General features: G+C 66.9%; 24 protein-coding genes. 11 read left to right on the top strand and 13 right to left on the bottom strand.

What is annotated here, in order from left to right; genetic code table 11:
* Nucleotides 1–27 precede the first annotated feature (27 nt).
* A complete protein-coding gene (locus ACLIIZ_RS07925) occupies nt 28–801 on the bottom strand; it encodes a DUF2189 domain-containing protein (protein ID WP_416691569.1) in 774 nt (257 codons plus the stop codon).
* A 74-nt stretch (nt 802–875) separates the two neighbouring features.
* The gene (locus ACLIIZ_RS07920) at nt 876–1,808 is read right to left on the bottom strand and encodes a phosphoribosylaminoimidazolesuccinocarboxamide synthase (protein WP_416691568.1); all 933 of its coding nucleotides are present in this window, start codon (nt 1,806–1,808) and stop codon (nt 876–878) included.
* Between the two features lie 143 nt (nt 1,809–1,951).
* Here ACLIIZ_RS07920 and ACLIIZ_RS07915 point away from each other — a divergent pair, with 143 nt between their 5' ends.
* Nucleotides 1,952–2,779 (top strand): phosphate/phosphite/phosphonate ABC transporter substrate-binding protein, encoded by an 828-nt coding sequence (locus ACLIIZ_RS07915; RefSeq protein WP_416691567.1) that lies wholly within the window; start codon nt 1,952–1,954, stop codon nt 2,777–2,779.
* Nucleotides 2,779–4,644 carry an ATP-binding protein gene (locus tag ACLIIZ_RS07910; protein ID WP_416691566.1) on the top strand — a complete coding sequence of 622 codons (1,866 nt, stop codon included), beginning with the start codon at nt 2,779–2,781 and terminating at the stop codon, nt 4,642–4,644. Before ACLIIZ_RS07915 ends, ACLIIZ_RS07910 begins: the two co-directional genes overlap by 1 nt.
* 7 nt (nt 4,645–4,651) lie before the next feature.
* On the opposite strand, the gene ACLIIZ_RS07905 is transcribed toward ACLIIZ_RS07910, so the two are convergent.
* Entirely contained in the window at nt 4,652–5,962 is a 1,311-nt protein-coding gene (locus ACLIIZ_RS07905) for a DUF3422 family protein (RefSeq protein ID WP_416691565.1), read from the bottom strand.
* Nucleotides 5,963–6,130: 168 nt separating this feature from the next.
* On the opposite strand from ACLIIZ_RS07905, the gene ACLIIZ_RS07900 reads away from it, so the two are divergent.
* Both ACLIIZ_RS07900 and ACLIIZ_RS07895 read left to right on the top strand, forming a co-directional pair.
* Nucleotides 6,131–6,880: an SPOR domain-containing protein gene (locus tag ACLIIZ_RS07900; RefSeq protein ID WP_416691564.1), complete on the top strand. Its 750-nt coding sequence runs from the start codon at nt 6,131–6,133 to the stop codon at nt 6,878–6,880.
* Nucleotide 6,881: 1 nt separating this feature from the next.
* Complete coding sequence (locus ACLIIZ_RS07895; RefSeq protein ID WP_416691563.1) at nt 6,882–10,226, top strand: UvrD-helicase domain-containing protein; 3,345 nt, start codon at nt 6,882–6,884, stop codon at nt 10,224–10,226.
* A 253-nt stretch (nt 10,227–10,479) separates the two neighbouring features.
* On the opposite strand, the gene ACLIIZ_RS07890 is transcribed toward ACLIIZ_RS07895, so the two are convergent.
* Nucleotides 10,480–10,728, bottom strand: a complete 249-nt coding sequence (locus ACLIIZ_RS07890) for a hypothetical protein (protein WP_416691562.1) — start codon at nt 10,726–10,728, stop codon at nt 10,480–10,482.
* 193 nt (nt 10,729–10,921) lie between these two features.
* Between ACLIIZ_RS07890 and ACLIIZ_RS07885 the strand changes: the two genes are divergently transcribed.
* Nucleotides 10,922–11,047, top strand: a complete 126-nt coding sequence (locus ACLIIZ_RS07885) for a hypothetical protein (RefSeq protein WP_416691561.1) — start codon at nt 10,922–10,924, stop codon at nt 11,045–11,047.
* A gap of 253 nt (nt 11,048–11,300) precedes the next feature.
* A complete protein-coding gene (locus ACLIIZ_RS07880; RefSeq protein ID WP_416691560.1) occupies nt 11,301–11,573 on the top strand; it encodes a hypothetical protein in 273 nt (90 codons plus the stop codon).
* Nucleotides 11,574–11,642: 69 nt separating this feature from the next.
* On the opposite strand, the gene ACLIIZ_RS07875 is transcribed toward ACLIIZ_RS07880, so the two are convergent.
* From ACLIIZ_RS07875 to ACLIIZ_RS07845, 7 genes are all read right to left on the bottom strand, one after another.
* Nucleotides 11,643–12,056 carry an STY0301 family protein gene (locus tag ACLIIZ_RS07875; RefSeq protein ID WP_416691559.1) on the bottom strand — a complete coding sequence of 138 codons (414 nt, stop codon included), beginning with the start codon at nt 12,054–12,056 and terminating at the stop codon, nt 11,643–11,645.
* Nucleotides 12,057–12,176: 120 nt separating this feature from the next.
* Nucleotides 12,177–12,719, bottom strand: a complete 543-nt coding sequence (locus ACLIIZ_RS07870) for a flavin reductase family protein (protein WP_416691558.1) — start codon at nt 12,717–12,719, stop codon at nt 12,177–12,179.
* A gap of 50 nt (nt 12,720–12,769) precedes the next feature.
* A complete protein-coding gene (locus ACLIIZ_RS07865) occupies nt 12,770–13,150 on the bottom strand; it encodes a diacylglycerol kinase (RefSeq protein WP_416691557.1) in 381 nt (126 codons plus the stop codon).
* Between the two features lie 10 nt (nt 13,151–13,160).
* A complete protein-coding gene (locus tag ACLIIZ_RS07860) occupies nt 13,161–13,466 on the bottom strand; it encodes a helix-turn-helix domain-containing protein (protein WP_416691556.1) in 306 nt (101 codons plus the stop codon).
* A 13-nt stretch (nt 13,467–13,479) separates the two neighbouring features.
* On the bottom strand, nt 13,480–13,776 hold the full coding sequence (locus ACLIIZ_RS07855) for a DNA-binding protein (RefSeq protein WP_416691555.1): 297 nt from the start codon (nt 13,774–13,776) through the stop codon (nt 13,480–13,482).
* A gap of 58 nt (nt 13,777–13,834) precedes the next feature.
* Nucleotides 13,835–16,657 (bottom strand): excinuclease ABC subunit UvrA, encoded by a 2,823-nt coding sequence (uvrA, locus tag ACLIIZ_RS07850; protein WP_416691554.1) that lies wholly within the window; start codon nt 16,655–16,657, stop codon nt 13,835–13,837.
* A 97-nt stretch (nt 16,658–16,754) separates the two neighbouring features.
* Nucleotides 16,755–17,552, bottom strand: coding sequence for a L,D-transpeptidase Cds6 family protein (locus ACLIIZ_RS07845; RefSeq protein WP_416691553.1), 798 nt, complete (start codon nt 17,550–17,552; stop codon nt 16,755–16,757).
* Nucleotides 17,553–17,700: 148 nt separating this feature from the next.
* On the opposite strand from ACLIIZ_RS07845, the gene ACLIIZ_RS07840 reads away from it, so the two are divergent.
* From ACLIIZ_RS07840 to ACLIIZ_RS07830, 3 genes are read left to right on the top strand one after another with little or no spacing between them, the layout of a single operon-like run.
* On the top strand, nt 17,701–18,903 hold the full coding sequence (locus ACLIIZ_RS07840; RefSeq protein WP_416691552.1) for an MFS transporter: 1,203 nt from the start codon (nt 17,701–17,703) through the stop codon (nt 18,901–18,903).
* Nucleotides 18,904–18,915: 12 nt separating this feature from the next.
* On the top strand, nt 18,916–19,389 hold the full coding sequence (gene ssb / locus ACLIIZ_RS07835) for a single-stranded DNA-binding protein (RefSeq protein WP_416691551.1): 474 nt from the start codon (nt 18,916–18,918) through the stop codon (nt 19,387–19,389).
* A 24-nt stretch (nt 19,390–19,413) separates the two neighbouring features.
* Entirely contained in the window at nt 19,414–20,262 is an 849-nt protein-coding gene (locus ACLIIZ_RS07830) for an HDOD domain-containing protein (protein WP_416691550.1), read from the top strand.
* A 6-nt stretch (nt 20,263–20,268) separates the two neighbouring features.
* Here the strand turns inward: ACLIIZ_RS07830 and ACLIIZ_RS07825 are convergent, their stop codons facing one another.
* Nucleotides 20,269–20,757: an adenylyltransferase/cytidyltransferase family protein gene (locus ACLIIZ_RS07825; protein WP_416691549.1), complete on the bottom strand. Its 489-nt coding sequence runs from the start codon at nt 20,755–20,757 to the stop codon at nt 20,269–20,271.
* 374 nt (nt 20,758–21,131) lie between these two features.
* Between ACLIIZ_RS07825 and ggpS the strand changes: the two genes are divergently transcribed.
* Entirely contained in the window at nt 21,132–23,369 is a 2,238-nt protein-coding gene (ggpS, locus tag ACLIIZ_RS07820) for a glucosylglycerol-phosphate synthase (protein WP_416691548.1), read from the top strand.
* A gap of 63 nt (nt 23,370–23,432) precedes the next feature.
* On the top strand, nt 23,433–24,533 hold the full coding sequence (locus tag ACLIIZ_RS07815) for a mechanosensitive ion channel family protein (protein WP_416691547.1): 1,101 nt from the start codon (nt 23,433–23,435) through the stop codon (nt 24,531–24,533).
* 91 nt (nt 24,534–24,624) lie between these two features.
* Here ACLIIZ_RS07815 and ACLIIZ_RS07810 read toward each other — a convergent pair whose 3' ends face one another.
* Complete coding sequence (locus tag ACLIIZ_RS07810) at nt 24,625–25,857, bottom strand: MFS transporter (protein WP_416691546.1); 1,233 nt, start codon at nt 25,855–25,857, stop codon at nt 24,625–24,627.
* Between the last annotated feature and the right edge of the window lie 86 nt (nt 25,858–25,943).

The following is a 25,943-nucleotide window of genomic DNA, read 5'->3' as shown; positions in this document are numbered from 1 at the left end:
GCCGCCCCGTGTTTGGCGTCAAGCGGTCTATTCTACTAGCTCGCGGTAGGCGTGCCACGAGGCGTGGCCGAGCATCGGCATGAGGACGACCAGGCCGAAGAGCAGGGTGGCGAAGCCGGTCAGCGTCAGGATCACGATCAGCAGCGCCCACAGCGCCAGCGGGCCGGGGTTGGCGACGACCGCGCGCAGGCTGGTGGCCATCGCGGTCACCGGGTCGCAGTCGCGGTCGACCATCATCGGCACCGAAACCACGGTCAGCGCGAAGACGAAGGCGGCGAGCAGCGCGCCGAGGCCGAGCCAGGTCAGGCTGAAGAGCAGGTGTTCGCCGGAGAACAGCAGTTCGTTGAGATAGACGCTGGCGGAGTTGGCCGAGGTGGCGCCGAGCAGCGCGAAGGAGATCGCCGAAAAACGTTCCCAGAGCGTGGCGATCAGTGCCAGCAGCAGGCCGAACAGCGCCAGCGACTGGAAGTTGTGGCGGAAGACGCGCAGCGATTCGACGAAGATCGGCTTTTCGCCGTTGCCGCTGGCGCGACTCAGCTCGTAAAGGCCGGCGGCGAGCAGCGGCGCGACGAAGAAGAAGCCGGAAATCGACAGCGCCAGCAGGTGCGGGTGTTCGAGCAGGGCAAGGATGATCAGGTCGCCGCCCAGCGCGAAGAGCAGGCCGTAGGCGAGCGAGGCGATCGGCGTCCGGCGGATGTCCTGCCAGCCGGCTTCCAGCCAGCGGCTGGGGGCGCGGGCATCGACGCGGCGAATCGCCGGCAGGTCGTGCCCGAAACTGTGGAAGCTTGAAGGGGCGTGCATGTCGAACTCCTGAACGATGCGGACACCCCTTCAGACCATTGGCAAGGGCCGGAGGTTCCCGGCCCGTGCCCGGTTTACAGCGTCTGGCCGGTCAGCTTCTCGAAGGCTTCGACGTACTTGGCGCTGGTGCGGGCGACGACTTCCGCCGGCAGCGCCGGTCCCGGCGCCTTCTTGTTCCAGTCCAGGGTTTCCAGGTAGTCGCGCACGTACTGCTTGTCGTAGGACGGAGGGTTGCTGCCTTCGGCGTACTGGTCGGCCGGCCAGAAGCGCGACGAATCCGGGGTCAGCGCCTCGTCGATCAGGTGCAGGGTGCCGGCGGCGTCGATGCCGAACTCGAACTTGGTGTCGGCGATGATGATGCCGCGCGTTGCTGCGTATTCGGAGGCTTCCTGATAGAGGCGGATGGCGGCGTCGCGCGCTTCGCCGCAGAGTTGGGCGCCGGTCTTGCCGGTGCCGGCGAGGGCGGCATTCAGCGTGGCATCGCAGTTGGCGGCGGCCTGTTCGAAGGAGACGTTCTCGTCGTGATCGCCGACTTCGGCCTTGGTCGCCGGCGTGAAGATCGGCGCCGGCAGCTTCTGCGCCAGCTTGAGACCGGCCGGCAGGGCGATGCCGCAGATGGCGCCGGTCGCCTGGTAATCCTTCCAGCCGGAGCCGATCACGTAGCCGCGGACGACGGCCTCGATCGGCAGCGGCTTCAGGCGCTTGACGACGACGGCGCGGCCGCGCACCTGCTCGCGTTCATTTTCGGCAACGACCGATTCCGGATCGATGCCGGTCAACTGATTGGGGACGATGTGGCCGAGCTTGGCAAACCAGAAATTCGCCACCGCCTGCAGGACCTGGCCCTTCTTCGGGATCGGGTCGGGCAGGATGACGTCGAAGGCCGACAGGCGGTCGGTGGTGACGATCAGCAGCTTGTCGGCGTCGACCGCGTAGATGTCGCGGACCTTGCCCTTGGAGAGCAGCGGCAGGCTGGTGATGGAGGAGGCGAAGAGCGGAGCGGTCACGGTCGTGGTCCCGAAAGCAAAAAGCGGATTATAAACCACTGCCCCGGAGCGCTGCCGCCAGTGCCGGCGGGGGCAGTCTGCGGTATCATGGCATTCGTTTTTGGCATTTTTGATTAATTGGCAATACGCGCCGGGAGGGGGCGATGATCAACCGACGATCGTTGCTGCTCGGCATGCTGGCGGCGCCATTGGCCTTGCGCCTGGCCCGGGCAGCCCCCGCCGTGCTGCGCATCGGCGTCGCGCCGCATTCGAGCGCACGCGTCATCCTGCAGATGTACCAGCCGCTGCGCGACTTTCTCGTCGAGCGTCTCGGCCAGCCGGTGGAAATCGTCACCGCGCCGGACTTCACCGAATTCGCCCGGCGCGCGCTGGCCGGAAATTACGACCTCGCGATCACCACCGGCCACCAGGCTTACCTGCTGCAGAGCGACGCGCGCTTCCTGCCGCTACTCACCTACCAGGCGGATTTCAAGGCACTGATGGTGGTTGCCGCCGACAGCGCCTATCGCCAGCCGGCAGACCTCGCCGGGACGACGGTGATGGGATTGTCGCCGTCGTCGCTGGTGACGCTGTGGGGAACGCACTGGCTGCACCGCAACGACGTGCGCGACGTCCAGTTGCGCTATGTCAGCGCTTCCGACAGCGCCGTGCACCAGGTGCTGAGCCGCGAAGCGTCGGCGGCGACGGTCTCGCTGGCCAATTTCCAGAACCTCAAGCCGGAGATGCGCGAGCGTCTGCGCGTGCTCGCCGAAAGCCTGCCGCTGGCCGGCCGCGTCTACCTGCTGGCGCCGCGTCTGGCCCGGCGTCGGGCGGAAATCCTCGATGCGCTGTGGGCGTTTGCGGCAACGGCGGAAGCCCGCGCCTATTTCGAACGCTATCGCCTGGGCGGCTACCGCGCCATCGGTGACCGCGAACTGCTGGAAATGGCGCCCTACGCGAACGAGGTACGCCAGGCTTTGCGGGAACGCTGATGGAATTCCGCCTGCCGATGCTGCGCACGGTGCGCGGCAAGTTGCTGGTGCTGGCGCTGCTGGTCGAGGCGACGATGTTGTTCCTGCTGGTCAGCAACAGCTTGCGTCTGCTGCATACCCACATGGGCGAGCAGGCGCGCAGTTACAGCGAACAACTCGCGCCGGTGCTGCAGGCGGCGCTGGTGGCGCCGCTCGCTCAGGACGATTACGAAACGGTGCAGGCGGTGCTCGACGAAAGCCGGGCGACGCGCAGCCTGCGCTACCTGGCGGTGACCGACGCCGCCGGGCGGCGCCTGGCCGCCAGCGGCATCAAGCCGGAGACGCCGCTGCCGGTGGGCGACGCCGATTTCGTCCTTGACCAGAGCGAGGTGCCGCCGACCTTCGACGTCGTCAGCCCGATCGTGATGGCCGGGCAGCAACTGGGGATGCTGCATTTCGGCATCGACCTTGGCCCGATCATCAAGGCCCGCAACAGCCTGGCCGGCCAGGGCATGCTGATCGCCTTCGGCGAGCTCCTGCTCTCGGCCGGGCTGCTGATGTTGATCGGTTTCCTGATGACGCGCCAGTTGGGCGCGCTGATGGCGGCCAGCCGTGCCGTCACCGAGGGCAACCTGACGCCGGCGCGGGTGCCGGAAGGGCGCGACGACCTTGGTCAGCTTGGCGCCGCCTTCAACGTCATGTCGCAGACGGTGGCCGACCGCGTCGGCCAACTGGTTGCAGCACGCGAGGCGGCCGAGGCGGCGAACGTCGCCAAGAGCCGTTTCCTGGCGACGATGTCGCACGAAATCCGGACGCCGCTCAACGGCATCCTCGGCATGGCCCAACTGCTGCAGTCGCCGACCATGAGCGACGCCGAACGTCTCGATTACGCCCGGGTCATCATGGAATCCGGCGAAACCCTGCTTGTCCTGCTCAACGACATCCTTGACCTGTCGAAGGTCGAGGCCGGCCGCATGTTGCTGCAGCGCCAGTCTTTCCTGCCCGGCATGCTGGTCAAGGACAGCCTGCGTCTGTACGCCGAAAACGCCGTCCGCCGCGGCTTGACGCTGGTCGGCCAATGGCCGGAAGGTGAGCCGCCGGCTTGCCTCGGCGATCCGGTGCGGGTTCGGCAGATGCTGTCCAACCTGATCCACAACGCCCTCAAATTCACCGAGCGCGGCGGCGTCGAGGTGATCGCTTCCTTCCGCCAGGCGGGCAACCAGGTCCGCCTGCACATCGAGGTCTGCGACACCGGCATCGGCATTCCCTCGGAAGCGCAGGCGCGGCTGTTCACCCCCTTCACCCAGGTCGACACCTCTTCGACCCGCGCCTATGGTGGCTCCGGGCTCGGCCTGTCGATCGTCAGCCGACTGGCCCACCTGATGGACGGCGAGGTCGGCATCGACAGCACGCCGGGCATCGGAACCCGAGCCTGGTTCGAGATCGTCCTCGAAGCGAGCGCCGAGGCGTTGCCGACGGCGGCCGAGTCTGGCGCCAGCGCCGCCGACCGCTTGCCGGCGCGGGTGCTGGTGGTCGAGGACAACGCGGTCAATCGGCGCATCGTCGAAGCCATGCTCGACAAGCTGGGTGTCGCCCACGACAGCGTCGGCGATGGGGCGGCGGCGGTGGCCGCGGTGCAGGCGGCGCCGCACGCCTACGAGACGGTGCTGATGGATTGCCATATGCCGGTCCTCGACGGCTTCGCCGCGACCCGCCAGATCCGTTCCTGGGAGCGCGACAACGAGCGTCGGCCGGTGCCGGTGATCGCGCTGACCGCCAGCGTCTTCGCCGAGGATCGCGCCCAGTGCGAGGCGGCGGGAATGACCGGCTTCCTCGCCAAGCCGGTGGTCTTCGAGCAACTGCGCGCGGCCCTGGCGGCAGCCTGAAGCGGGCTCAGCCGGCGGCTTCCTCGGCCGCCAGCTTGCGCCGCATGCGGCGGGTGCCCCAGGCGACGAGGCCGGCGATCAGCGGGATCGAAACGGCGGTGATGACGTCGGTGTTGAGGTGGTGCACTTCCTTCGTGCCCTTGGCCAGGTATTGCATCAGTTGCGAACCGTAGTAGGTGAGGACGACCACCGACAGCCCCTCGACCGTTTCCTGCAGGCGCAACTGCAGTTTTGCCCGGCGGTTCATCTGGGTCAGCAGTTCCTGGTTCTGCCGCTCCAGTTCAATGTCGACGCGGGTACGCAGGAGCTGGCTGTTGCGTGCAACCCGGCCGGACAGCTCCTCCTGGCGGCGGCTGATCGCCTCGCAGGTCTTCATCGCCGGCAGTAGGCGGCGCTGCATGAATTCGTCGAGCGTCGGCAGGCCGGGGATGCGCGTTTCGCGCAGTTCCTCGATGCGCTGGCTGACCAGGCCGTGGTAGGCGCGCGAGGCGCCGAAGCGGAAGGTGGTGCGGGCCACCGAATTTTCGACTTCCGCAGCCAGTGCTGACAGCGAGGCGAGCACGTCGCGTTCGTCTTCCGGGGTCTTCGCCTGGCCGATCCGTTCCATCAGTTCGGCCAGCCGTTTTTCCCCGCCGTACAGCCAGGCGCCGACCTCCTTGGCGATCGGCAGGCCAAGCAGCGCCATCATCCGGTAGGTCTCGATCTCGACCAGGCGCTGCACGGTGCGCCCGGTCTGGCGCTGCGTCATGTTCTCGTTGATCACCAGGAAACGCGAGAAGCCGTTGTCGATCTTGAAGTCGGTGAACACCCAGGCCGCGTCGTCGGCGACGCGGGCGCCGCCGAGCGTGCGCCCGCTCGGCGTCAGGCCGGCGAGCACCGCGTCGGGCGACAGCTCGCTGGCCGGCCGGACTTCGACCTGGGTGGCGACGATCAGTTTGCCGGGAATGCCGGACAACCATTCCGGATGCACCGCGTCGAACGCGGTGGCGTCGGCCGGCAGAGTTTCGTCGGAATTCAGGTCGCGGAAGAAGGTGTAGGTCGAGAACTCGGTATGCAGCTCCCAGCGCATGCGGAAGGCGCCGGTCTCGATCATCAGGTGTGATTCCGAGCTGTCGATGGCGTTGCAGACGTGCCCCTGGCAAAGTTTCGACAGGTTTTCGCGTTCGGCGGCGACGGTCGTCGCGCTGTGCTTGAAGACCAGGTGCGAGATCAGCACGGCGCCGGCCAGCGCGGTCGCCGGGCGGGCGTGGAATTCATTGTTGAGCCGGTGACGGAGTGGGTGTTCTTCCAGTTCGGCGAGAATCAGGCGAGGGTGCATGGCGGTATCCGGAGGCGATTGCTGCGGTGCAAAAGATTGTAGCACCGCGTCCTGCTCGTCACGGCGAAGCCCGCAGGGAGAGGCGTCGAACTGTCTTCAGCAGCTAGCGATGAACACGCCCTACAATGTCGCGTGTTTCAGCATTCCGGCTTCGCGCCGCTTTTTCGCATGCGTTCTTCCCTGGCTTTCGCCGCCTGCCTTCTGATGCTTTCCTCTCTGCCGGTGCTCGGCGCCGACCCCGCCGTCGCCGATCCGGCTGCCGACTACCAGCTCGCGCAGCAACATTTCGTCGGTTTCGGCGTCGCCCGCGACGACCGGCGGGGGTTGTTCTACCTCAAGCGCGCGGCGGAAGGCGGCCACGCCGAAGCCCAGTTCAAGCTCGGCAACTACCTGCACATGTACGCCTACGATATCAAGGGCGCGGCGCAGTGGTGGCAGCGGGCCGCGGCGCAGGGCCACCAGGGAGCCGCCAGCAACCTGGCCGAGGCGCAGGCCGCCGGCTGGATCGCGCCCGAGCCGGGCGCAGCGCCCAAGGCCAGACCGCCAGTTGCCGCCCCGGTGGCCGAAGCGGCGCCGGCCGGCGACCTGCCCGACATCGCCCGGGCGCTGACCGAGGATGCCGGCTGGCGCGCGCTGGGCGACGAGGCGGCGAGCCTGCAGGTGTTCGCGTCGAGCAGCGAGGCCGAGGTGCGCGCGCTGGCGGCGCGCTACGCCTGGAAACGGCCGGTCGCCCTGCTTGCCTTCGAGCGCGGCGGGCAGCGCTGGTACGCCCTGCTCTATGGACAATTCCCCAGCGCCGCGGCGGCCAGCCAGGCGCTCGGCGAAGTGCCGGCCAGCTTGCGCGCCGCCAAGCCCTGGGCCCGCCGTCTCGGCGACATCCGGCGCCTGGCGCGCCCGTTGCCGGCGGAGGCGCCCTGAGATGGCGCAGTTCGACCGCCTGCAGGAAGACGAAGCCGCCCGCCAGCGGGCGCTCGACCTCGCCTCCTTCATCGTCGAGGCGCCGGCCGGCGCCGGCAAGACCGAGCTGCTGACGCAGCGCACGCTGCGCCTGCTGGCCACCGTCGACCACCCGGAAGAAGTGTTGGCGCTGACCTTCACCAACAAGGCGGCGACCGAGATGCGCGACCGCATCCTCGGCAGCCTCACCGCCGCCACCCAGCCCGCGCCGGTCGATCTGCCAGAGCACAAGGCGGCGACACGAAAGTGGGCGCTCGCTGTCCTGGCCCGTGACGCGGAACTTGGCTGGAGCCTGCTCGATCATCCCGGCCGCCTGCGCGTCACCACGCTCGACGCGCTGTGCGCCTCGCTCGCCCGGCAGATGCCTTTCCTCTCGCGCTTCGGCGCACAGCCCGGCGTCGCCGACGACGCCGAAGCGCATTACGCGCTGGCGGCGCGCCGGACGCTGGAAATGGTCGAAGCCGGCGACGCCGACGCCGAGGTGGTGGCCGCCGCGCTGGCGGCAATGGACAACGACGCCGGCCGCCTCGAACGCCTGCTGGTCGACATGCTCGGCCGGCGCGACCAGTGGCTGCAGCACGCCGCCCGCGTCGACGGCGGATTGCCGCGCGGCGAGGTCGAAGCCGGTTTCGCCGCGCTGTTCGCCGCCGATCTCAGGCGCGCCGCGGTGCTGCTCGACGCGTCCTGGCAGACGCGCCTGATGCCCTTGGCGCGTTTCGCCGCCAGCAATGTGCCGGCAGTTTTCCCGGCCCTGCTCGACTGGAGCGAGCCGCTGCCCGCCGACCTCGATTGCCTGCCCGCCTGGCAGGCGTTGGCCGGCCTGCTGCTGACCGGCGAGGGGACGCTGCGCAAGGCGCTCAACAAGAACGTCGGCTTCCCGGCCGGCAAGGAATTTGCCGAGGCGAAGCAGGCGATGGTCGCGCTGCTCGCCGAGCTGGCCGCCGTGCCCGGGCTGGAAGACGCGCTGGCCGGGCTGGCGGCGCTGCCGTCGCCGCGCTTTGCCGACGCCGAATGGGCCACCGTCGAAGTCTTCGCCCGCCTGCTGCGTCTTGCCGCCGGCCAGTTGTGGCTGGTCTTTCAGGAGGCCGGCGAGGTCGATTTCATCGAGATCGCCGCCCGCGCCAGCCTGGCGCTCGGCGACGACGAGGCGCCGACCGACCTGGCGCAGGCGCTCGACTACCGGATCAGCCACCTGCTGGTCGACGAATTCCAGGACACCAGCCCGACCCAGGTCGCCCTGCTCGAGAAGCTGATGCGCGGCTGGACGCCGGACGACGGGCGGACGCTGTTCGTGGTCGGCGACCCGATGCAGTCGATCTACCGCTTCCGCAAGGCCGACGTCGGCCTCTTCCTCAAGGTGCGCGAACGCGGCATCGGCGACCTGCGCCTCGAACACCTGCGCCTGTTCCGCAACAACCGCTCGCACCCCGCCGTCGTCGACTGGGTCAATGCCAGTTTTCCGACCATCTTCCCGCCCGCCGACGATGCCGCCGCCGGCGCCGTGCGCTACGCCGAATCGGCGGCGACGCGCGAGCCGCTCGCCGACAGCGGCGTCAGCGTGCACCCGCTGGTGGTTGGCGCCGGTGGCGACGGTGGCGCTGCCGAGGCGCGCCTCGCCCGCGACCTGATCCAGGCCGCCCGCCGCGCCGAGCCGGACGGCAAGGTCGCCATCCTGGTCCGTGCCCGCCGCCACCTCGACGCGCTGGTCGGCGAGTTGCGCCGCAGCGCTCCGGAGCTGCGCTTCCAGGCGGTCGAGATCGAAGGCCTGGCCGAGCGCCAGCATGTCCAGGACCTGCTCACCCTGTACCGCGCGCTGATCCACCGCGCCGACCGCGTGCACTGGCTGGCCGTGCTGCGCGCCCCGTGGTGCGGCCTCACCCTGGCCGACCTGCACGCGCTGGCCGCCGGCGACAGCGAACGCACGGTCTGGCAACTGCTGCACGACGCGGACCGCCTCGCTGCGCTCAGCGCCGACGGCCGCCAGCGCCTGCTCCACCTGCGCGGCGTGCTTGCCCTGGCGCTGGCCGAACGCGACCGCCAGCCGCCGCGGCGCTGGCTTGAAGGCGTCTGGCTGATGCTCGGTGGGCCGCACTGCCTCGATCAGCCCGCCGCGCTGGCCGATGTCGAAGCCTTCTTCGATCTGCTCGAACAACTCGCCGCCGCCGGCCGCCTCGACCTCGACACCCTGGCCGCCCGCGCCGCCGAACTCTACGCGCCGGCCGATCCGCTCGGCGACGCCGTGCAGATGATGACCATCCACAAGGCCAAGGGGCTGGAGTTCGATACCGTCATCGTCCCCGGCCTGCACCGCGACACCGGCGGCAGCGACAGCGCGCTGCTGCTGTGGGACGAAGTGCTCGGCGCCGATGGCCGCGAGCGCCTGCTCGTCGCGCCGCTGCGGGCACGCGGCGAAGCCGCCAGCGGGCCGACGCTGTACGACACGTTGCGTCGCCTCGAAGCCAGCCGCAACGCGCACGAAACCGAGCGCCTGCTCTACGTCGCCGCCACTCGCGCCATCCGCCGCCTGCACCTGATCGGCATCGCCGCCGTCTCGGAGAAAACCGACGACGGCCTGCGCGAGCCGCCCGCCGGCAGCTTCCTCAAACTCCTCTGGCCGCAGGTGCAGCCGCTTTTTGCCGGCGCCGAACCGATCACCGGCGATACCTCTGTCGGCATCGATGCCGCCAGCTTCGTGCCGCCGCTGCTGCGTCTCGCCGCGCCGGCCGTCCCGGATATCCTCGCCACGCCATCCGCCGCCCCGCGCGGCGCCGACAACCCGGCGGCACTGCCGGACGAAGCGGCGCACACGCTGGAAATCGCCGTCGGCACCCTGGTCCATCGCTGCCTCGAACTGATCGCCCAACAAGGCCTCGCCGCCTGGCCCGTCGACCGCCTGCCGAGCCTGCTCCCCGGCTGGCAGCGCTGGCTGCAGGCGCGCGGCTTTGCCGAAGACGAAGCCGCCAGCGGCGCCGCCGAAGCGCAGGCGGCATTGAGCACGACGCTGAGCTCGGAAACCGGCCGCTGGCTGCTCGCCGCCCACCCCGAAGCCGCCGCCGAACAGGCGTGGACCAGCCGCGACGGCGACAGCCTGGCGCAACACGTGATCGACCGCGTCTTCATCGCCGACGGCGCCCGCTGGATCGTCGACTACAAGACCGTGCACGCCCCGTTGGAAGAACTCCCCGCCCGCGCCGAAGGCTTCCGCCCGCAACTCGAACGCTACGCCAGGCTGTTCGCCGACGACCCGCTACCGCTCAGGCTGGCGGTGTGGTTCGTGTTGCAGGGGCGGCTGGTTGAGCTGGAATGACGCTGTGCGAGCGGAGGCGGCGAATAATGAAATACCGTTTGGATCAGGGAGGAACGGGCAGGCGGTCGGCCAAAATAGCCTTTGAGGCTTCGGATATCAATGACAACCCGCGATCACAAGCTGTCTCTCACGAAAGTGTCGCATAGCGGACGTTGGGTCTGTCCGTATGATTGCTAGATTGATAAGGAGACCGGCTTCGGATAGTCTCCATGTCATTCAAAGCCTTACGAGCGATCCAATCGTGTCCGTATTATTAGTAATGACCCGGACATTTCTGCTCGTGAATAACTGTTGGGCCTCTTGAAATCCGCTCTCGACACATGATCTCCCGCATGCCCACTCCGCAATGAAACGAGACCGTCAAGCCGAAGGTGAAAAGTTGCTCCAGAGGGCAGAACACAATCTTCGTGAGTCGTTGATTGAAATACTTCCCGAAGTGGTCGCTTCCGGCGAAAACATCTTTTTCAATTCCCGCTTCAACCCGCACGGCCTTGCGCCGCACCTGCTTTCTCCTCAGGGCGAAGCTCTATTCGAGAGCGCATCTGCTTGCCTCGAAGTGCGAGAAGCACTTGGTCTCTCATCTGCGGGCTCTGTCGGGGAATTGTTCCTTGCCTCTTGCCGCGAGGCTGCGAGTGACAACCCCCACCGCCTTGGCCCGCGACGGTTAGGCGCCGACCTTATGGAGCGTTTACTTCATGGCTGATCGCGGCTCGTTCAACCACCAGAGGCCCAACCCCTCCGCCAACCGGACGCCCTGCCAGCTACGCTGGCAGGTTCCCTCCGGCCTGCGGCCTCCGGTCGCCGGTTACGTCGAACGTTAGCCATCAGACTATGCGCCCGATCCTTCTACTAAGCCTTCTTGTCTTGTCTGCCTGCGCAAGCGTTCCATCCGATTCTCCTCCTCTAGATTCGCGCGCACTCTCGGCCATGGCAATCGAAAGCTCCGAGGTGTCTTTCTCGGATGGAGCCCTATTTGGCGTAACGTCGTCCGGGTCGCAAGTGGCAGATCTTGAGCCCTGCAATGTGGTCCTTACACGCAGTGCAATATCGTTCATCACTTGGAACCGCAATGGCATGCACCAATTCAAAAAGGAGCTTTCTATTCCCCTTTCCCGTATTGAGTCTGCCGCCCTCGTTCATTACGGGAATCTTGGTCATCTCCGTCAAATTCATCTTGCCTCGGAATTAGGAAAGGTGGTTGTCAGTTTCGGTCTTGGTGAAAGTGGGAGAGCCGAGCGCATCTTTGTGCATCTCACTAGTGCTGGCGTTAAGGTAGTCCCTGCCGGAAGGTACGTTCGTGGCGCCAACGATGGCGGTTTTGTCCCTATTTCCATGCCATCGAAATGACCTGCCTGATGGCTAACTCGAACGTTGGGCGGCAGATCTGTAACGCGATGAATTACCGAATCAGCCGAATCACCGACACTCAATCAACCGGACGATCCCGCACGGCCCGTGCGTAACGCGGCATTCCCGGTAGGCCGGTAGCGGTCGTGTCAGGGTGACGGCGCTGTCCTGGTAGCGGCAGCTCAGCCAGACTGGCGTCGGGTTGCTGCCGAATTTCCAGGTGGCGACGGGGCTGCTGCCGGTGGAGTCGGTGCTCGGGGCGAGGCTTCTTTGTTCGTCGGGGTGGCCGTCGAAAAAACCGACCCCGGCGAGCTTGCGGCTGGTGTTGTCGTAGCGGGCGGTCCAGGGTTCCGGGGCGGCGCCGCTCAGGGTTTCGCTGACCGTGATGCTCGGCGGGCAGGCGACGGGTTCGGCCAGCGCGCTGCTGCCGCTGGCGGCAAGCAGCGCGGCGAGGGCGAGGTGGGGCAGGGCGGGCTTTGCCATTCGATCACCGGGTATGCTTCGTGCCCCGCTCGGCGCAGCTTTCAGGTCGTGTGCCACGCTTGCGCTCCTTGGTTTGACATCGGCATGAAAGCGGCGATGTTAGCGCGGCCGGCGAGCGGATCAAAGGCCTGGCGGCAGTTTGGCGGCCATCATCTGCTTGCGTTCCAGGCGCTGCCCGTCGACGATGAAGCTGCCGTCGCCCACCGCGTGCAGCGTGCGCCTTTCCTGGCGTGTGCCGTCGAGGTGGGCGACGAGTCCTTCCAGGATGACGATGCTGTGTTGTTCGACGATGTCGATGACCTTGCATTCGATGTTGGCCAGGCATTCGCGGATCAGCGGTGGGGCGACCTGGCTGGCTTCTGCCGGGGTCAGCCCGAAGCGTGCGAACTTGTCGGTGTCGGCGCCGGAGCAGGTGCCGATGCCGACCACCTGGTCGAGGAGATCGACGGTCGGGATGGCGATCACGCATTCGCCGGTTTTGCGCAGCGCGGCGTAGGAGTGGTTCCATGCGCCGGTGGTGATGGCGAAGCGCGGGCTGAAGTCGATGACCATGGTCCAGGAAATGGTCATGATGTTGGGTTTTTCGCCGTCCTGCGTTGTCACCAGAACGACCGGTCCCGGTTCGATCAGGGTGAAGGCCTGGCTCAGCTTGATCCGCTCCATTCGGCGACCTCCGTTGGCAGGGGGTGACTCCGGTTATTTCCCTTGCGGGATCATCCCGCCGGCCACAGCACGCAGGCCCAGATCACGGCGGCATTGACCAGCGACAGCAGCACGGCGGCGCTGCCCATGTCCTTGGCGCGCTTGGCAAGTTCGTGCTTTTCCGGCGAGGCCTTGTCGACCACGGCTTCGAGGCCGGAGTTGAGGATTTCGACGATCAGGATGAGCAGGATGCTGCCGATCAGTAGCGCGCGGTCGACGCCGGTCTGGCCGAGAAAAATGGCGAGCGGGATGGCAACGGCGGCGAGCAGGGTTTCCTCGCGGAAGGCGGCTTCGTTCTTCCAGGCCGAAGCAAGGCCGTCGCGCGAATAGCCGAGGGCGTTGATCAGGCGAACGATGCCCTGCTTGCCTTTGAATTCCTTGTAGTCACTCATTATGTTGCTTTCAGGCGGCCAGTTCGCGGGTGAGTTCGGGATGTTTTTCGATCAGACGTAACAGGCAGAGCACCCCACCTGGAGGGACGAAGCGGCCCTGTTCCCAATCGCGGAGTGTCGCTACCGGTGTGGCAATCAGTTCGGCGAATGCGGCTTGAGTCAGGCCGGATTTTTCCCGGGCCTGGCGCACCAGTATTTGCGCCGGCGTGGTGACGCGGCCGATACCGGCTTGTGCTTCCTTGAGTGCCTGGCGCAGGTCGGGTAAGGCTTCGCCGGCATCGGCTTCGATGGCGCTGGCTACACGCTCGATGTCCATTTTCTTGTCCATTTCAAACGACCTTTCTGATGTCGGCAGGGGTCATGTTGGTTCGTTCTGCCTTTGCATATGCTGCGATCAGTAATACCACTTCTGCGTCGGTCAGGTTGAAGTAGATCACCCGAACCCCGCCGGATTTGCCGGAGCCTGCTCGGCTCCAGCGTACTTTGCGTGCGCCGTCGGCTCCTGGAATGACATCGCCGGCCAGTGGGTTGCTGGCAATCCAGTCGATGAATTCCAGTCTTTCCTCTTCCGACCAGAGTTTGCCGGCCTGTCGCTGAAAGGTCGGTGTTTCGACTACCGTGCGCATGGCTGGATTGTGCGGGATTCCCGTACAAATGCAAGCCCTTGAGTGGCTGTTGGCTTGATCATTTTTTCTCCAGCAGCGGCTTGAGGAAGCGGCCGGTATGGCTGGCTTTGCATTTCGCGACCTGTTCCGGCGGGCCGGCGACCAGGATGCGGCCGCCGCCGCCGCCGCCTTCAGGGCCGAGGTCGACGATCCAGTCGGCGGTCTTGATCACGTCGAGGTTGTGTTCGATGACGACGATGGTGTTGCCGTGGTCGGCCAGGCGGTGCAGCACTTTCAGGAGCAGTTCGATGTCGGCGAAGTGCAGGCCGGTGGTCGGTTCGTCGAGGATGTAGAGGGTGCGGCCGGTGTCGCGCTTGGACAGTTCGAGCGCCAGCTTGACTCGCTGCGCCTCGCCGCCGGACAGCGTGGTCGCCGCCTGGCCGAGGGTGATGTAGGAGAGGCCGACATCGACCAGGGTCTGCAGCTTGCGGGCGACCACCGGCACCGGGTCGAAGAACTCGCGCGCCTGCTCGACGGTCATGCCGAGGATGTCGTGGATGTTCTTGCCCTTGTACTGGATTTCCAGCGTCTCGCGGTTGTAGCGTTTGCCGTGGCAGACGTCGCAGGGCACGTAGATGTCGGGCAGGAAGTGCATCTCGACCTTGATCATGCCGTCGCCCTGGCAGGCTTCGCAGCGCCCGCCCTTGACGTTGAAGCTGAAGCGGCCCGGGCCGTAGCCGCGCGCCCGGGATTCCGGCACCTGCGAGAACAGTTCGCGGATCGGCGTCAGCAGGCCGGTGTAGGTCGCCGGGTTGGAGCGCGGCGTGCGGCCGATCGGCGACTGGTCGACGTTGATCACCTTGTCGAACAGGTCGAGGCCGACGATTTCCTGGTGCGGTGCCGGTTCGGCGGTGGAGCCGTAGAGGTGCTTGGCGGCCGCGGCGTAGAGCGTGTCGTTGATCAGCGTCGACTTGCCCGAGCCGGAAACGCCGGTGACGCAGGTGAACAGGCCGACCGGCAGTTCCAGCGTGACGTCGCGCAGGTTGTTGCCGTAGGCGCCGACCACCTGCAACTGCTTGTCCGGGTTCTGTTGCCGGCGTTTCTGCGGGACTGCGATTTCGCGCAGGCCGGACAGGTAGGCGCCGGTCAGCGAGGCCGGGTTGGCGGCGACCTGCGCCGGCGTGCCTTCGGCAACCACCGAGCCGCCGTGCACGCCGGCGCCGGGGCCGATGTCCACCACGTAGTCGGCGGTGCGGATGGCGTCCTCGTCGTGCTCGACGACGAGCACGGTGTTGCCCATGTCGCGCAGGTTACGGAGCGTCTGCAGCAGGCGGTCGTTGTCGCGCTGGTGGAGGCCGATCGACGGCTCGTCGAGCACGTACATGACGCCGGTGAGCCCGGAGCCGATCTGCGAAGCCAGGCGGATGCGTTGCGCCTCGCCGCCGGACAGCGTTTCGGCCGAGCGTTCGAGGCACAGGTAATCGAGGCCGACGTCGATCAGGAAGGTCAGCCGGGCGGTGATTTCCTTCAATATCTTGTCGGCGATCTGCGCCTTGTGGCCGGGCAGTTGCAGGCAGTTGAAGTAATTGCGCGCCTCGCCCAGCGGCAGGCGGTTGATCTCGTGCAGCGTCAGCGTGCCGACGCGCACGTGGCGGGCCTCGACGCGCAGGCGGGTGCCGTTGCAGTGCGGGCAGGTCGAGTTGCTGATGTATTTCGACAGCTCTTCGCGCACGGCGTTGGAGTCGCTGCCGCGGTAGCGCCGTTCGAGGTTGGGGATGATGCCTTCGAAGGTATGGCTGCGGTCGAAGCGGGTGCCCTTCTCGTTGGCGTAGCGGAAGTTGATCGCTTCCTTGCCGGAGCCGTAGAGCACCAGCTGGCGGATGTTGTCCGGCAGTTCCTGCCAGGGCGTGTCGACCGAGAAGGCGTAATGCTCGGCGAGCGATTCGATGATCTGGAAGTAGAACTGGTTCTTCTTGTCCCAGCCGCGGATGGCGCCGCCGGCGAGCGACGCCGCCGGGTTGGTGACGACGCGCTTGGGATCGAAGAACTGGATGACGCCCAGCCCGTCGCACTTCGGGCAGGCGCCCATCGGGTTGTTGAAGGAGAAGAGGCGAGGCTCCAGCTCCTGCAAGGCGTAGGAGCAGACCGGGCAGGCGAACTTGGCGGAGAACAGGTGTTCCTTGGCGGAATCCATCTCCAGCGCGACGGCGCGGCCGTCGGCGTGGCGCAGCGCGGTCTCGAAGGACTCGGCGAGGCGCTGGCGCATGTCCTCGCGCACTTTCAGGCGGTCGACGACGACATCGACGGTGTGCTTGGTCGATTTGGCCAGCTTGGGCACGGCGTCGATCTCATAGACCGTGCCGTCGACGCGCACGCGGGCAAAACCCTGGGCGCGCAGTTCGGTGAACAGATCGAGCTGCTCGCCCTTGCGGTTGGCGACCACCGGGGCGAGGATCATCAGCTTGGTGTCCTCGGGCAGCGCCAGCACATGGTCGACCATCTGCGACACCGTCTGCGCTTCCAGCGGCTGGTCGTGGTCCGGGCAGTAGGGCGTGCCGGCGCGGGCGTAGAGCAGGCGCAGGTAGTCGTGGATTTCGGTGACGGTGCCGACGGTCGACCGCGGGTTGTGGCTGGTCGCCTTCTGCTCGATGGAAATCGCCGGCGAAAGGCCTTCGATCAGGTCGACGTCGGGCTTTTCCATCAACTGCAGGAACTGCCGGGCGTAGGCCGACAGCGATTCGACGTAACGGCGCTGCCCTTCGGCGTAGAGCGTGTCGAAAGCCAGCGAGGACTTGCCGGAACCGGACAGGCCGGTGATCACGATCAACTGATCGCGCGGCAGGTCGAGGTTGATGTTCTTGAGATTATGGGTGCGGGCGCCGCGGATGCGGAGAGTTTCCATCGCCGGTCTACCTGGGGTTGGGACGAAGCGGGAACTATACGCAAAAGCGGCGCGTCTTGCACGGAAGGCTGTATGAATGTACAGCTTTCCGCTGGGGTCAGGGCTTGGCGGTCGAGAACACTTCCTGTTCGATCTGCCACTTCCCGGCGACCCGGCGCAACTGCAACTGCTTGATGCCGGAATCGGTGTACGACTGCGTCTTGTAGCGCTGCTCGAAAGTCAGCCAGGCGCGGTCGTCGCCTTCGCGGCGGATTTCCAGCTTGCCAAGTTGCAATTCGATCTGCCCGGCGCGGCCGATCACGCGTTGGCGGGCGCTGCGCCACTCTGCGGCACTGCTTGCCTGCCCCTTGAATTCCGGGGAGTAGTGCTTGAAGTAGGCGTTGACGTCGCGGGCGACCCAGGCATCGCGCCAGCCATCGACGAAGTCCTGCAGGCTGCGGTCGGCGGGGGCGGCAGCCGGGGGCGGCGCTGCCGTGGCGGGCGTGGCACTGGCCGGGGCGCCGCTGGCGACGGCCGGCGGGGCGACGGTCGCGGCGACGGCGGGCGCTGCCGGGGTTGCCGCTGCGGGTGCAACAGCGGGTGCAACAGCGGGTGCAACAGCGGGTGCAACAGCCGGTGCAACAGCCGGTGCAACAGCCGGTGCAACAGCCGGTGCAACAGCCGGTGCAACAGCCGGTGCAACAGCCGGTGCAACAGCCGGTGCAACAGCCGGTGCAACAGCCGGTGCAACAGCCGGTGCGGTGACCGGCGCCGGCGGTTGGGCGTCCTGCTCCATCGCCGGCGGCGGCGGTGGATCGAACACCCGAGTCGCGCTGCCGCAGCCAGTGGAGCCCAGCGTTGCAATGACGAGTCCGGCGGCAATCCCCTGCCTGCCGATGCTGTTCTTCTTGCTCATGATCCCTCCCGATCGTGAAAGCGTTGGCCAATAATGACAACAACAAGGCGCGACTATAACCTATGGCCTAGGCCTTGCGTAGGGGCAGCGGCCGCGCCGGGGCAAACCTGCTAAACTCGTTTTCCTCGCTGCATTGCAACAAATTCCCATGTCCGCCATTTCCGACCGCATGAGCCCCGCCGAACGTCGCGTCGGCGCTTCGCTGGCTTCGATCTTCGCCCTGCGCATGCTCGGCCTGTTCCTGATCCTGCCGGTGTTCTCCGCGCACGCGGCGAGCATTCCCGGCGGCGGCAACCTGCTGCTGGTCGGCCTGGCGCTCGGCGCCTATGGCCTGACGCAGGCGCTCTTCCAGATTCCCTTCGGCATCGCTTCCGACCTCGTCGGACGCAAGCCGGTGATCGTCACCGGCTTGTTGCTGTTCGCCGTCGGCAGTTTCGTCGCCGCCTGGGCGCCGGATCTGCACTGGGTCATCGCCGGCCGCGTGCTGCAGGGCATGGGGGCGATCTCGGCAGCGGTCACCGCGCTCGCCGCCGACCTGACGCGCGAGGAGCACCGGACCAAGGTGATGGCGATGATCGGTTCGTCGATCGGCCTGGTCTTCGCGCTGTCGCTGGTCGGCGCGCCGCTGCTCTACGGCTGGGTCGGGCTGAGCGGCCTGTTCGTGCTGACCGGCGTGCTGGCGCTGGCGGCGATCGGCCTGCTGCTGAAGACGGTGCCGGCGGTGCCGCGCCCGGCCGGTCACGTCAAGCTGCCGCTGCGCAAGGTGCTGGCCGATCCGGCGCTGCTCAAGCTCAATTTCGGCATCGGCACCCTGCACATGATCCAGATGGCGATGTTCGTCGTCCTGCCGCAGGCGCTGCTACACCGCGGCGGGCTGGCCGCCGCCGAGCACTGGAAGGTCTATCTGCCGGCGGTCGTCGCCTCCTTCGCCTTCATGGTGCCAGCGATCATCGCCGCCGAACGCCGCGACCAGATGCGGCCGGTGTTCCTGGCGGCGGTCGGGCTCACCGCGCTGGTCCAGGGCGGACTGTTCCTGTTCAGCGACAGCCTGCTGGCGCTCGGCGTCTGGCTGCTGCTCTTCTTCGTCGCCTTCAACATCCTCGAAGCGACGCTGCCCTCGCTGGTTTCGCGCACCGCGCCAGCGGCGGCCAAGGGCGCGGCGCTCGGGGTGTACAACACGACCCAGGCGGTCGGCCTGTTCGTCGGCGGTGCGCTGGGCGGGTACATCGCGCAGCATTTCGGCGATAATGCTGTCTTTTCCGCCTGCGCGGTGCTCGCCCTGCTCTGGCTGGCGGTCGCCGCCACCATGAAATTCCCGCGGCGCGCGGCGCCGGCGGGCCAAACTGTTTAGGAGACGATAACGATGGCATCGGTCAACAAGGTGATTCTCGTCGGCAACCTGGGTGCCGATCCGGAAACCCGCTACACGGCGAGCGGCGACGCGGTCTGCAACATCCGCCTGGCGACGACGGAAAGCTGGAAGGACAAGAACACCGGCGACAAGCGCGAGATCACCGAATGGCATCGCGTCGTCTTCTACCGCAAGCTCGCCGAAATCGCCGGCCAGTACCTGCGCAAGGGCTCCCAGGTGTATCTGGAAGGCCGCATCAAGACTCGCAAGTGGCAGGACAAGGACGGCCAGGATCGCTACACCACCGAAATCGAATGCACCGAAATGCAGATGCTCGGTTCGCGCCAGGGCATGGGCGCGCCGGCGGCACAGGGCGCTGGCGGTGGCGGCGGTGGTTACGACGAGCCGACCGATTACGCGCCGGCGCCGCCGAAGAACCGGCCGAAGCCGTCGTTCGACGATCTGGGCGACGATATTCCGTTCTGATTTTTCTGCCAGGGGCAAGCGCGCATGAGCAAGGCCGTCACCTTCAAGATTCTCGAAGACATCGCCAGGGATCTGTCGGGCAAGGAAATCACCTTCCCGACCTTTCTTGACATCACTTTCCAGGTTCGCAGCGCGCTCAAGGACCCGAACCTGAACGTCGAGCAGCTGGCCAAGCTGGTCGGCGCCGAGCCGCTGATGAGCACCAAGATCATCCGCATGGCCAATTCGGTGGCGCTCAATCCGTCCGGGCGCGAGATCGCCGACGTCAAGAACGGCATCATCCGGGTCGGCATGGAGGCGGTACGTACCGTCTCCTTCGCCGTCGCCATGGAGCAGTTGCTGTGCTCGAAGCAGATGAAGCCGTTCGAGGACATCTCGCGCCGCCTCTGGGAACACACCGCGCACGTCGCCGCGCTGTCCCGCGTGCTGGCGCGCAAGATCGCCAAGATCAACGGCGACGAGGCGATGTTCACCGGGCTGGTGCACGATATCGGCGTCTTCTACCTGATGTCGCGCGCTGCCGGCTTCCCCGAACTGGTTGCCGACAAGGCGGAGCTGCACGCGCTGCTCGCCGGCTGGCACGACAGCATCGGTCACGCGCTGCTCTCGGCGCTCGGTTCGCCGGAGTCGGTGCTGCTTGCCGTCCAGGAACACGAGACGCCGCGCGAGATCAAGGAAATCAAGACCCTGTCCGACGTCCTCTACGTCGCCAACAAGATTGCCAACCGCACCTCGCGCTGGCGCGATCCGGAGTACGACGGCGAAGTCGATACCTCGATGCTCGAATCGCTGTTCGACGCCGACACCCTGGCCAGCATCGTCGAGGAATCGGAAGAGGAAGTCGCCTCGCTGAAGGCGGCACTCGGCGCCTGAGCGGCGCTACAGACGACGGATCTTGTCGAGCAGGGCGGTCGTCGATTTCTGGTGGATGAACGGGATGGAATGCACCGTCCCGCCCCAGCCGCGCACTTCGGCGCACCCCACGATTTTATCTACCGGCCAGTCGCCGCCCTTGACCAGCACTTCCGGGCGGCAGTCGAGGATGCGCTGCAGCGGCGTGTCCTCGTCGAACCAGGTGACGAGGGCGACGCAGTCGATCGCCGCCATCACCGCCAGCCGATCCTCCAGCGCATTGACCGGGCGTTCGTCGCCCTTGCCCAGCCGTTTCACCGAAGCATCGGTATTGAGCGCCACCACCAGGCTGGCGCCGAGGGCGGCCGCCTGCGCCAGATAGGTGACGTGGCCGCGGTGCAGGATGTCGAAACAGCCGTTGGTGAACACCAGCGGCCGGGGTAGTTTGGCGGCGCGCGCGGCCAATTGGTCCGGTGCGCAGATCTTGGTCTCGAAGGCGGGGGCGGCGTAGTTCATGGGGCGCATTGTAGCGCGGCGGGCAGTCTGCGCCGCGCCCGGGTGCGCTCGTGCTGCGCGCCGGCAAGCGTTGGCGGCGCGGGCGATTTCGCGTCGTGCCTGGGGTCTGTCGAGCGGGATGCTGTCGGCGCTTCCTGGGGAAGAACGGCGTTCCCATTGCCGAAAATACATTTGCAACAAAAGTAATTGTGTGCGCTTTCGATGCGCGCTTTTTGGCAAAAAGCATTGTAATCAATGCGATATTGTTGTACCTTCGTCAATTGCGGTTTGTCTATACATTGGTTTCAAATGTTTTGCCTTGCCCTCATCCGGGGGTAAGCTGATTTTCGATGTCCTGTGGTCTTGCCGCTCCGGGGGGCGTCCGGGAGTGCACGATGTTGTTGGCAACAGATCTCGATGGAACCTTTCTTGGCGGAGCGCCGGAGCAGCGCCAGACCCTGTACCAACTCGTCGCAGGCAGTCAGGACATCCAGCTCGTCTTCGTCACCGGGCGCGGGCTGGAAGCGGTGATGCCGCTGCTCTCCGATCCGCTGGTGCCGACCCCCGACTACATCATCTGCGATGTCGGCGCCACCGTCGTCGAGGGCGGCTCGCTACAGCCGGTGCAGCCGATCCAGTCCGCCATCGACCGGCGCTGGCCGGGCGAACGCGCGGTCGCCGGGGCGATGCAGGCCTTTCCCGAACTCGAACGCCAGGAGGTGCCGCAGCAGCGGCGCTGTTCGTACTTCTGTCAGCGCGACGTGGTGACTCCGGCGCTGGTCGAGGCGGCTCGTGGGCTCGGCTGCGAGGTCCTGCATTCGGCAAGCCGCTATCTCGACCTGCTGCCCGCCGGCGTCAACAAAGGCAGTACGCTGAAGGCGCTGGTCGAACTGCTCGGGGTCGACCCCGACGAGGTCCTGGTTGCCGGCGACACCTTGAACGATCTGGCGATGTTCGAGGCGGGCTTTCGCGGGGTCTGCGTCGGCGACTCGGAGCCGGCGCTGCTTGCCGCCACCGGCGAGCTGGAAAACGCCTATCACGCCAGCGACCCGGGGTGCGGCGGCATCCTCGAAGCGGTGCTGCATTTCTCGCTGCTGAAGCCCGGCTATCTCGATGCGGAAAGCGTCGCCGCCGAAAGGGGACGGGCCGAGCTGGTGATGGTCTATCACCGACTGCCTTACGAGGAGCACCGGATCAACGGACGCATCGTGCAGCGCCGGCCGAAATCACCGAACGGCATCATTCCCACGCTGCTTTCCTTCTTCGCCGGCGGGCAGCGCGGTTCGTGGGTGGCCTGGAGCATCCATGACGAAGCGGCGGACCCGCCGTTCGAAGTGCATACGACGATCGACGCCCAGTCCTATCCCGGCCTGCGCGCGGCACGCGTGGCGCTGTCGAGGGACGAGGTCGACGTCTTCTACAAGCGTTTCTCCAAGGAAGCCTTCTGGCCGACCCTGCATACTTTCTGGGAGCGCGCCGTGTTTCGCGAGGCGGACTGGCAGGTTTTCCTCGCCGTCAATCGCAAGTTCGCCGAGCGCGCCGCCGCCGAAGCCGCCGAGGGCGCGACCGTCTGGCTGCACGACTACAACCTGTGGATGGTGCCGGCGGCGCTGCGCGAACTGCGGCCGGACCTCCGGATCGCTTTCTTCCATCACACCTATTTCCCGTCGGCCGACGCCTTCAACGTCCTGCCCTGGCGCCGGGAGATCGTCGGCAGCCTGCTGCAGTGCGACTACATCGGCTTCCACATTCCCCGCCAGGCGGAGAATTTCGTCGATGTCGCCGCCGGTGTCGCTTCGCTGCGGGTGCTCGAACGGCGCTCCTGCACGCCGCGTTACCTGAGTTACGGTTGCGCCGTCGGTCTCGAGACGATGACCACCCGGATCGAGGTGCATGGCCGTCAGATCGGTCTCGGCGCGCATCCGGTGGGGCTCGATCTCGGGCGCATCGGCAGCGCCCTGCAGCACCCGCAGACGCCCGGGCGGCGGGAGGCGATCCGCCGGGAGTTCGCCGGCAAGCGCTTGGTGCTGTCGGTCGAGCGCCTCGATTACACCAAGGGGACGCTGGAAAAGATCCGCGCCTTCGGCGATCTTCTGGAGCGCAACCCCCAACTGCGCGGCAAGGTCTCGCTGGTCGTCGTCTGCGTTCCCGCCGCCAAGGAGATGACGGTCTATGACGAGCTGCAACTGCAGATCGAGCAGGCGGTCGGCCGGGTCAATGGTCAGTACGCCGAGGTGGGCTGGTCGCCGATCCGTTTCTTCTTCCGCCCGCTACCCTTCGAGGAGGTCGTCGCCTGGTACGCGCAAGCCGACGTGATGTGGATCACGCCGCTGCGCGACGGGCTCAACCTGGTCTGCAAGGAATACGTCGCGACCCAGCAGCAGAGCGGCGGGCGCGGCGTCCTGGTGCTCTCCGAATTTGCCGGCGCCGCCGCCGAACTGCACGGCGCGCTGCTCACCAACCCGCACGATCCGGCCGATCTGCGCGAACGCCTGCGGCAGGCGCTGGAGATGGACCCGGTCGAGCGCGAATCGCGTCTGCGCGGCCTCAACGAGATCGTCTCCCACAACGATGTCGAGCGTTGGGGGCGGGAGTTTCTGGAGGCGGTCGCCGCCGCCAGCGCCGCGCGTTGAGCCGGCGATTCCTGTCATCTGGCGATGGCAGGCTGTTTTCCTTTCGTCACGAGGTTTTCGGAGATGCAAAAATTTGACTTCTGGCTGGGCCGCCTGACCGGCGGCGACACCACCCTGAACCTGGCGCTGCAGGTCTTCCTGGTCGTCTCGCTGGTTGCCATCGGGAATTTCCTGCTGCGTCGGCTGCTTGACCGGCTTGCCGCTCGCACCGCGCAAACCGCCAATCCCTGGGACGAGGCGCTGGTCAACGCGGCTCGCCGCCCCTTGCCGCTGCTGGCCTGGATCGTCGGTCTCAGCTTTGCCGCGCGCATCGTCCAGGGCGAGGCGGACGCCGCCTTGTTCGACGCCATCGATCCGCTGCGCACGATCGGCGTCATTGCCTGCCTGACCTGGTTCCTGGTCAGGCTGATCGGCAACATGCAGGGCGCCATCGTGCAGCGGCAGATTGATCGCGGCGAGGGCGTCGATCGGACGACGGTCGACGCGATCGGCAAGTTGCTGCGCGTCTCGGTGCTGATCACCGCCGTGCTGGTCGGCCTGCAGAGCCTGGGATTCTCGATTTCCGGCGTTCTCGCCTTCGGCGGGATCGGTGGCATCGCCGTCGGCTTCGCGGCGAAGGACCTGCTGGCCAATTTCTTCGGCGGCTTGATGGTCTATCTCGACCGGCCGTTTGCCGTCGGCGACTGGATCCGTTCGCCGGACAAGGAACTCGAAGGGACGGTCGAGGACATAGGTTGGCGGCTGACGCGCATCCGCACCTTCGACAAGCGGCCGCTCTACGTGCCGAACTCGATCTTCACCCAGATTGCCGTCGAGAATCCGTCGCGCATGAGCCATCGCCGGATCAAGGAGCACATCGGTGTCCGCTACGACGACATGGCGGCGGTCGACGGCATCGTCGCCGGAATCCGGCGCATGCTGCAGGAGCATCCGGAAATCGAGCAGTCGCAGACAATGATCGTCAATCTCGACGCCTTCGGGCCGTCGTCGGTCGATATCCTGGTCTATACCTTCACCCGGACCACGGTCTGGGTGGACTACCACGTGATCAAGCAGGACATCCTGCTCCGGATCGCCGCCATCGTCGCCGCGCACGGCGCCGAAATCGCCTTCCCGACGCGGACCTTGCACCTGCTGGCGGAAACGCCGCCAGCGGCCGCCTGAGCCGCCGGCAAGCCGCGGTCAACGCCTCGCCGCTTTTCCGGCGTGATTGCGCGCCGCCGCTCCCGGCCGCCTGGCGGCTCGCCCGGTGCGGTCAGCGCGTTGGCGCGCCGGTTTCCGTCTCGAGCATCTCGATGACCCCCGGTGTCGTCCGCTCCATTGGCGTCAGCGGCGTCTGCTGGGCGATGTCGGCGGGAGCGCGGGCGGCCAGCCACCAGGCGGTGACGGCGAGCAGGCACTGGATGGCGATGAACCAGAGCGGCAGCGCCGGCGGGCCGAAATGGTGCATCAGGGTACCGGCGAGCAGCGGGCCGAGGCTGGCGCCGATCCCGTGCAGGAGCAGCAGGCTGCCGCTGCCGGCGATGATCTCGGGCTTTTCCAGGCGGTCCATCAGGCGCGCGACGGCCAGCGGGTACATGGCGAAGGCGAAACCGCCGTAGGCGAAAGCCGCCGCCAGCACCAGCGACAAGCCGTGTTCGGCGGCGAGCAGCAGGCCGCCGGCGCAGAGGGCGGCGATCAGCGCAATGACGCTGATCACATGGCCGCGGTCGAGGCGATTGGTAAGAACGCCGATCGGCCACTGGAAGGCGGCACCGCCGACGATGGCGATGCTCATGAACCAGGCGACGCCGGCGTGGCCGAGCTGGCTGGTGTCGGCCCAGACCGGCGCCAGCCCCCAGAAGGCGCCCTGGGCGAAGCCGGAGAGCAGACCGGCGGCGCAGGCGACCGGCGCCCGCTGGTAGAGGGTGGCGAGGCCGATGCCTTGCACTTCCTCGACCACCGGTTGGGCCAGGCGGGTCGCCGCCACCGGCATCACGGCGGCGGAGAAGGACAGCGCAGCCAGCGCGAACAAGACGTGGCCGCCCGGGTCGCCCCAGTGCAGCAGTTGCTGGGCCAGCGCCAGCGAGCCCAGGTTGACCGCCATGTAGGTGGCGAAGATGCGGCTGCGCTGGGCCGGTGCGGCGTGGCTGTTGAGCCAGCTTTCGACGGTGGTGTACAGGCCGACCATGGCCATCCCGGTAACCAGGCGCAGCAGTCCCCAGACCCAGGCATTGGCGAGCAATTCGTGGAGTAGCGCGGCGCAGGCGATGGCGGCGGTGAAGAAGGCGAAGGCGCGGACATGGCCGACACGGCGTATCATGCGCGGCCCGAGGTAAGTACCGGCCAGGAAACCGACGAAATACATGGCGCCGATGGCGCCCAGGGTCTGGCTGTCGAAACCCTCGATGCCGCCGCGCACGGCGAGCAGCGTGCCGAGCAGGCCGTTGCCGAGGAGCAGCAAGGCAACACCGAGGAGCAGGGCGGAAAGAGGCAGGATTTGGGACATCGCGGGGCGGGCGTGACAAGGAGCGGTCATTGTGCCGTGGATCGCCGTCCCGCTGGGCGACAGGTACGCACTGTTACAGTCGTCAT

The organism is Azonexus caeni, from assembly GCF_048146105.1.
Lineage (GTDB): Bacteria > Pseudomonadota > Gammaproteobacteria > Burkholderiales > Rhodocyclaceae > Azonexus > Azonexus aromaticus_B.
This window is presented reverse-complemented; position numbering and strand designations above follow the sequence as displayed.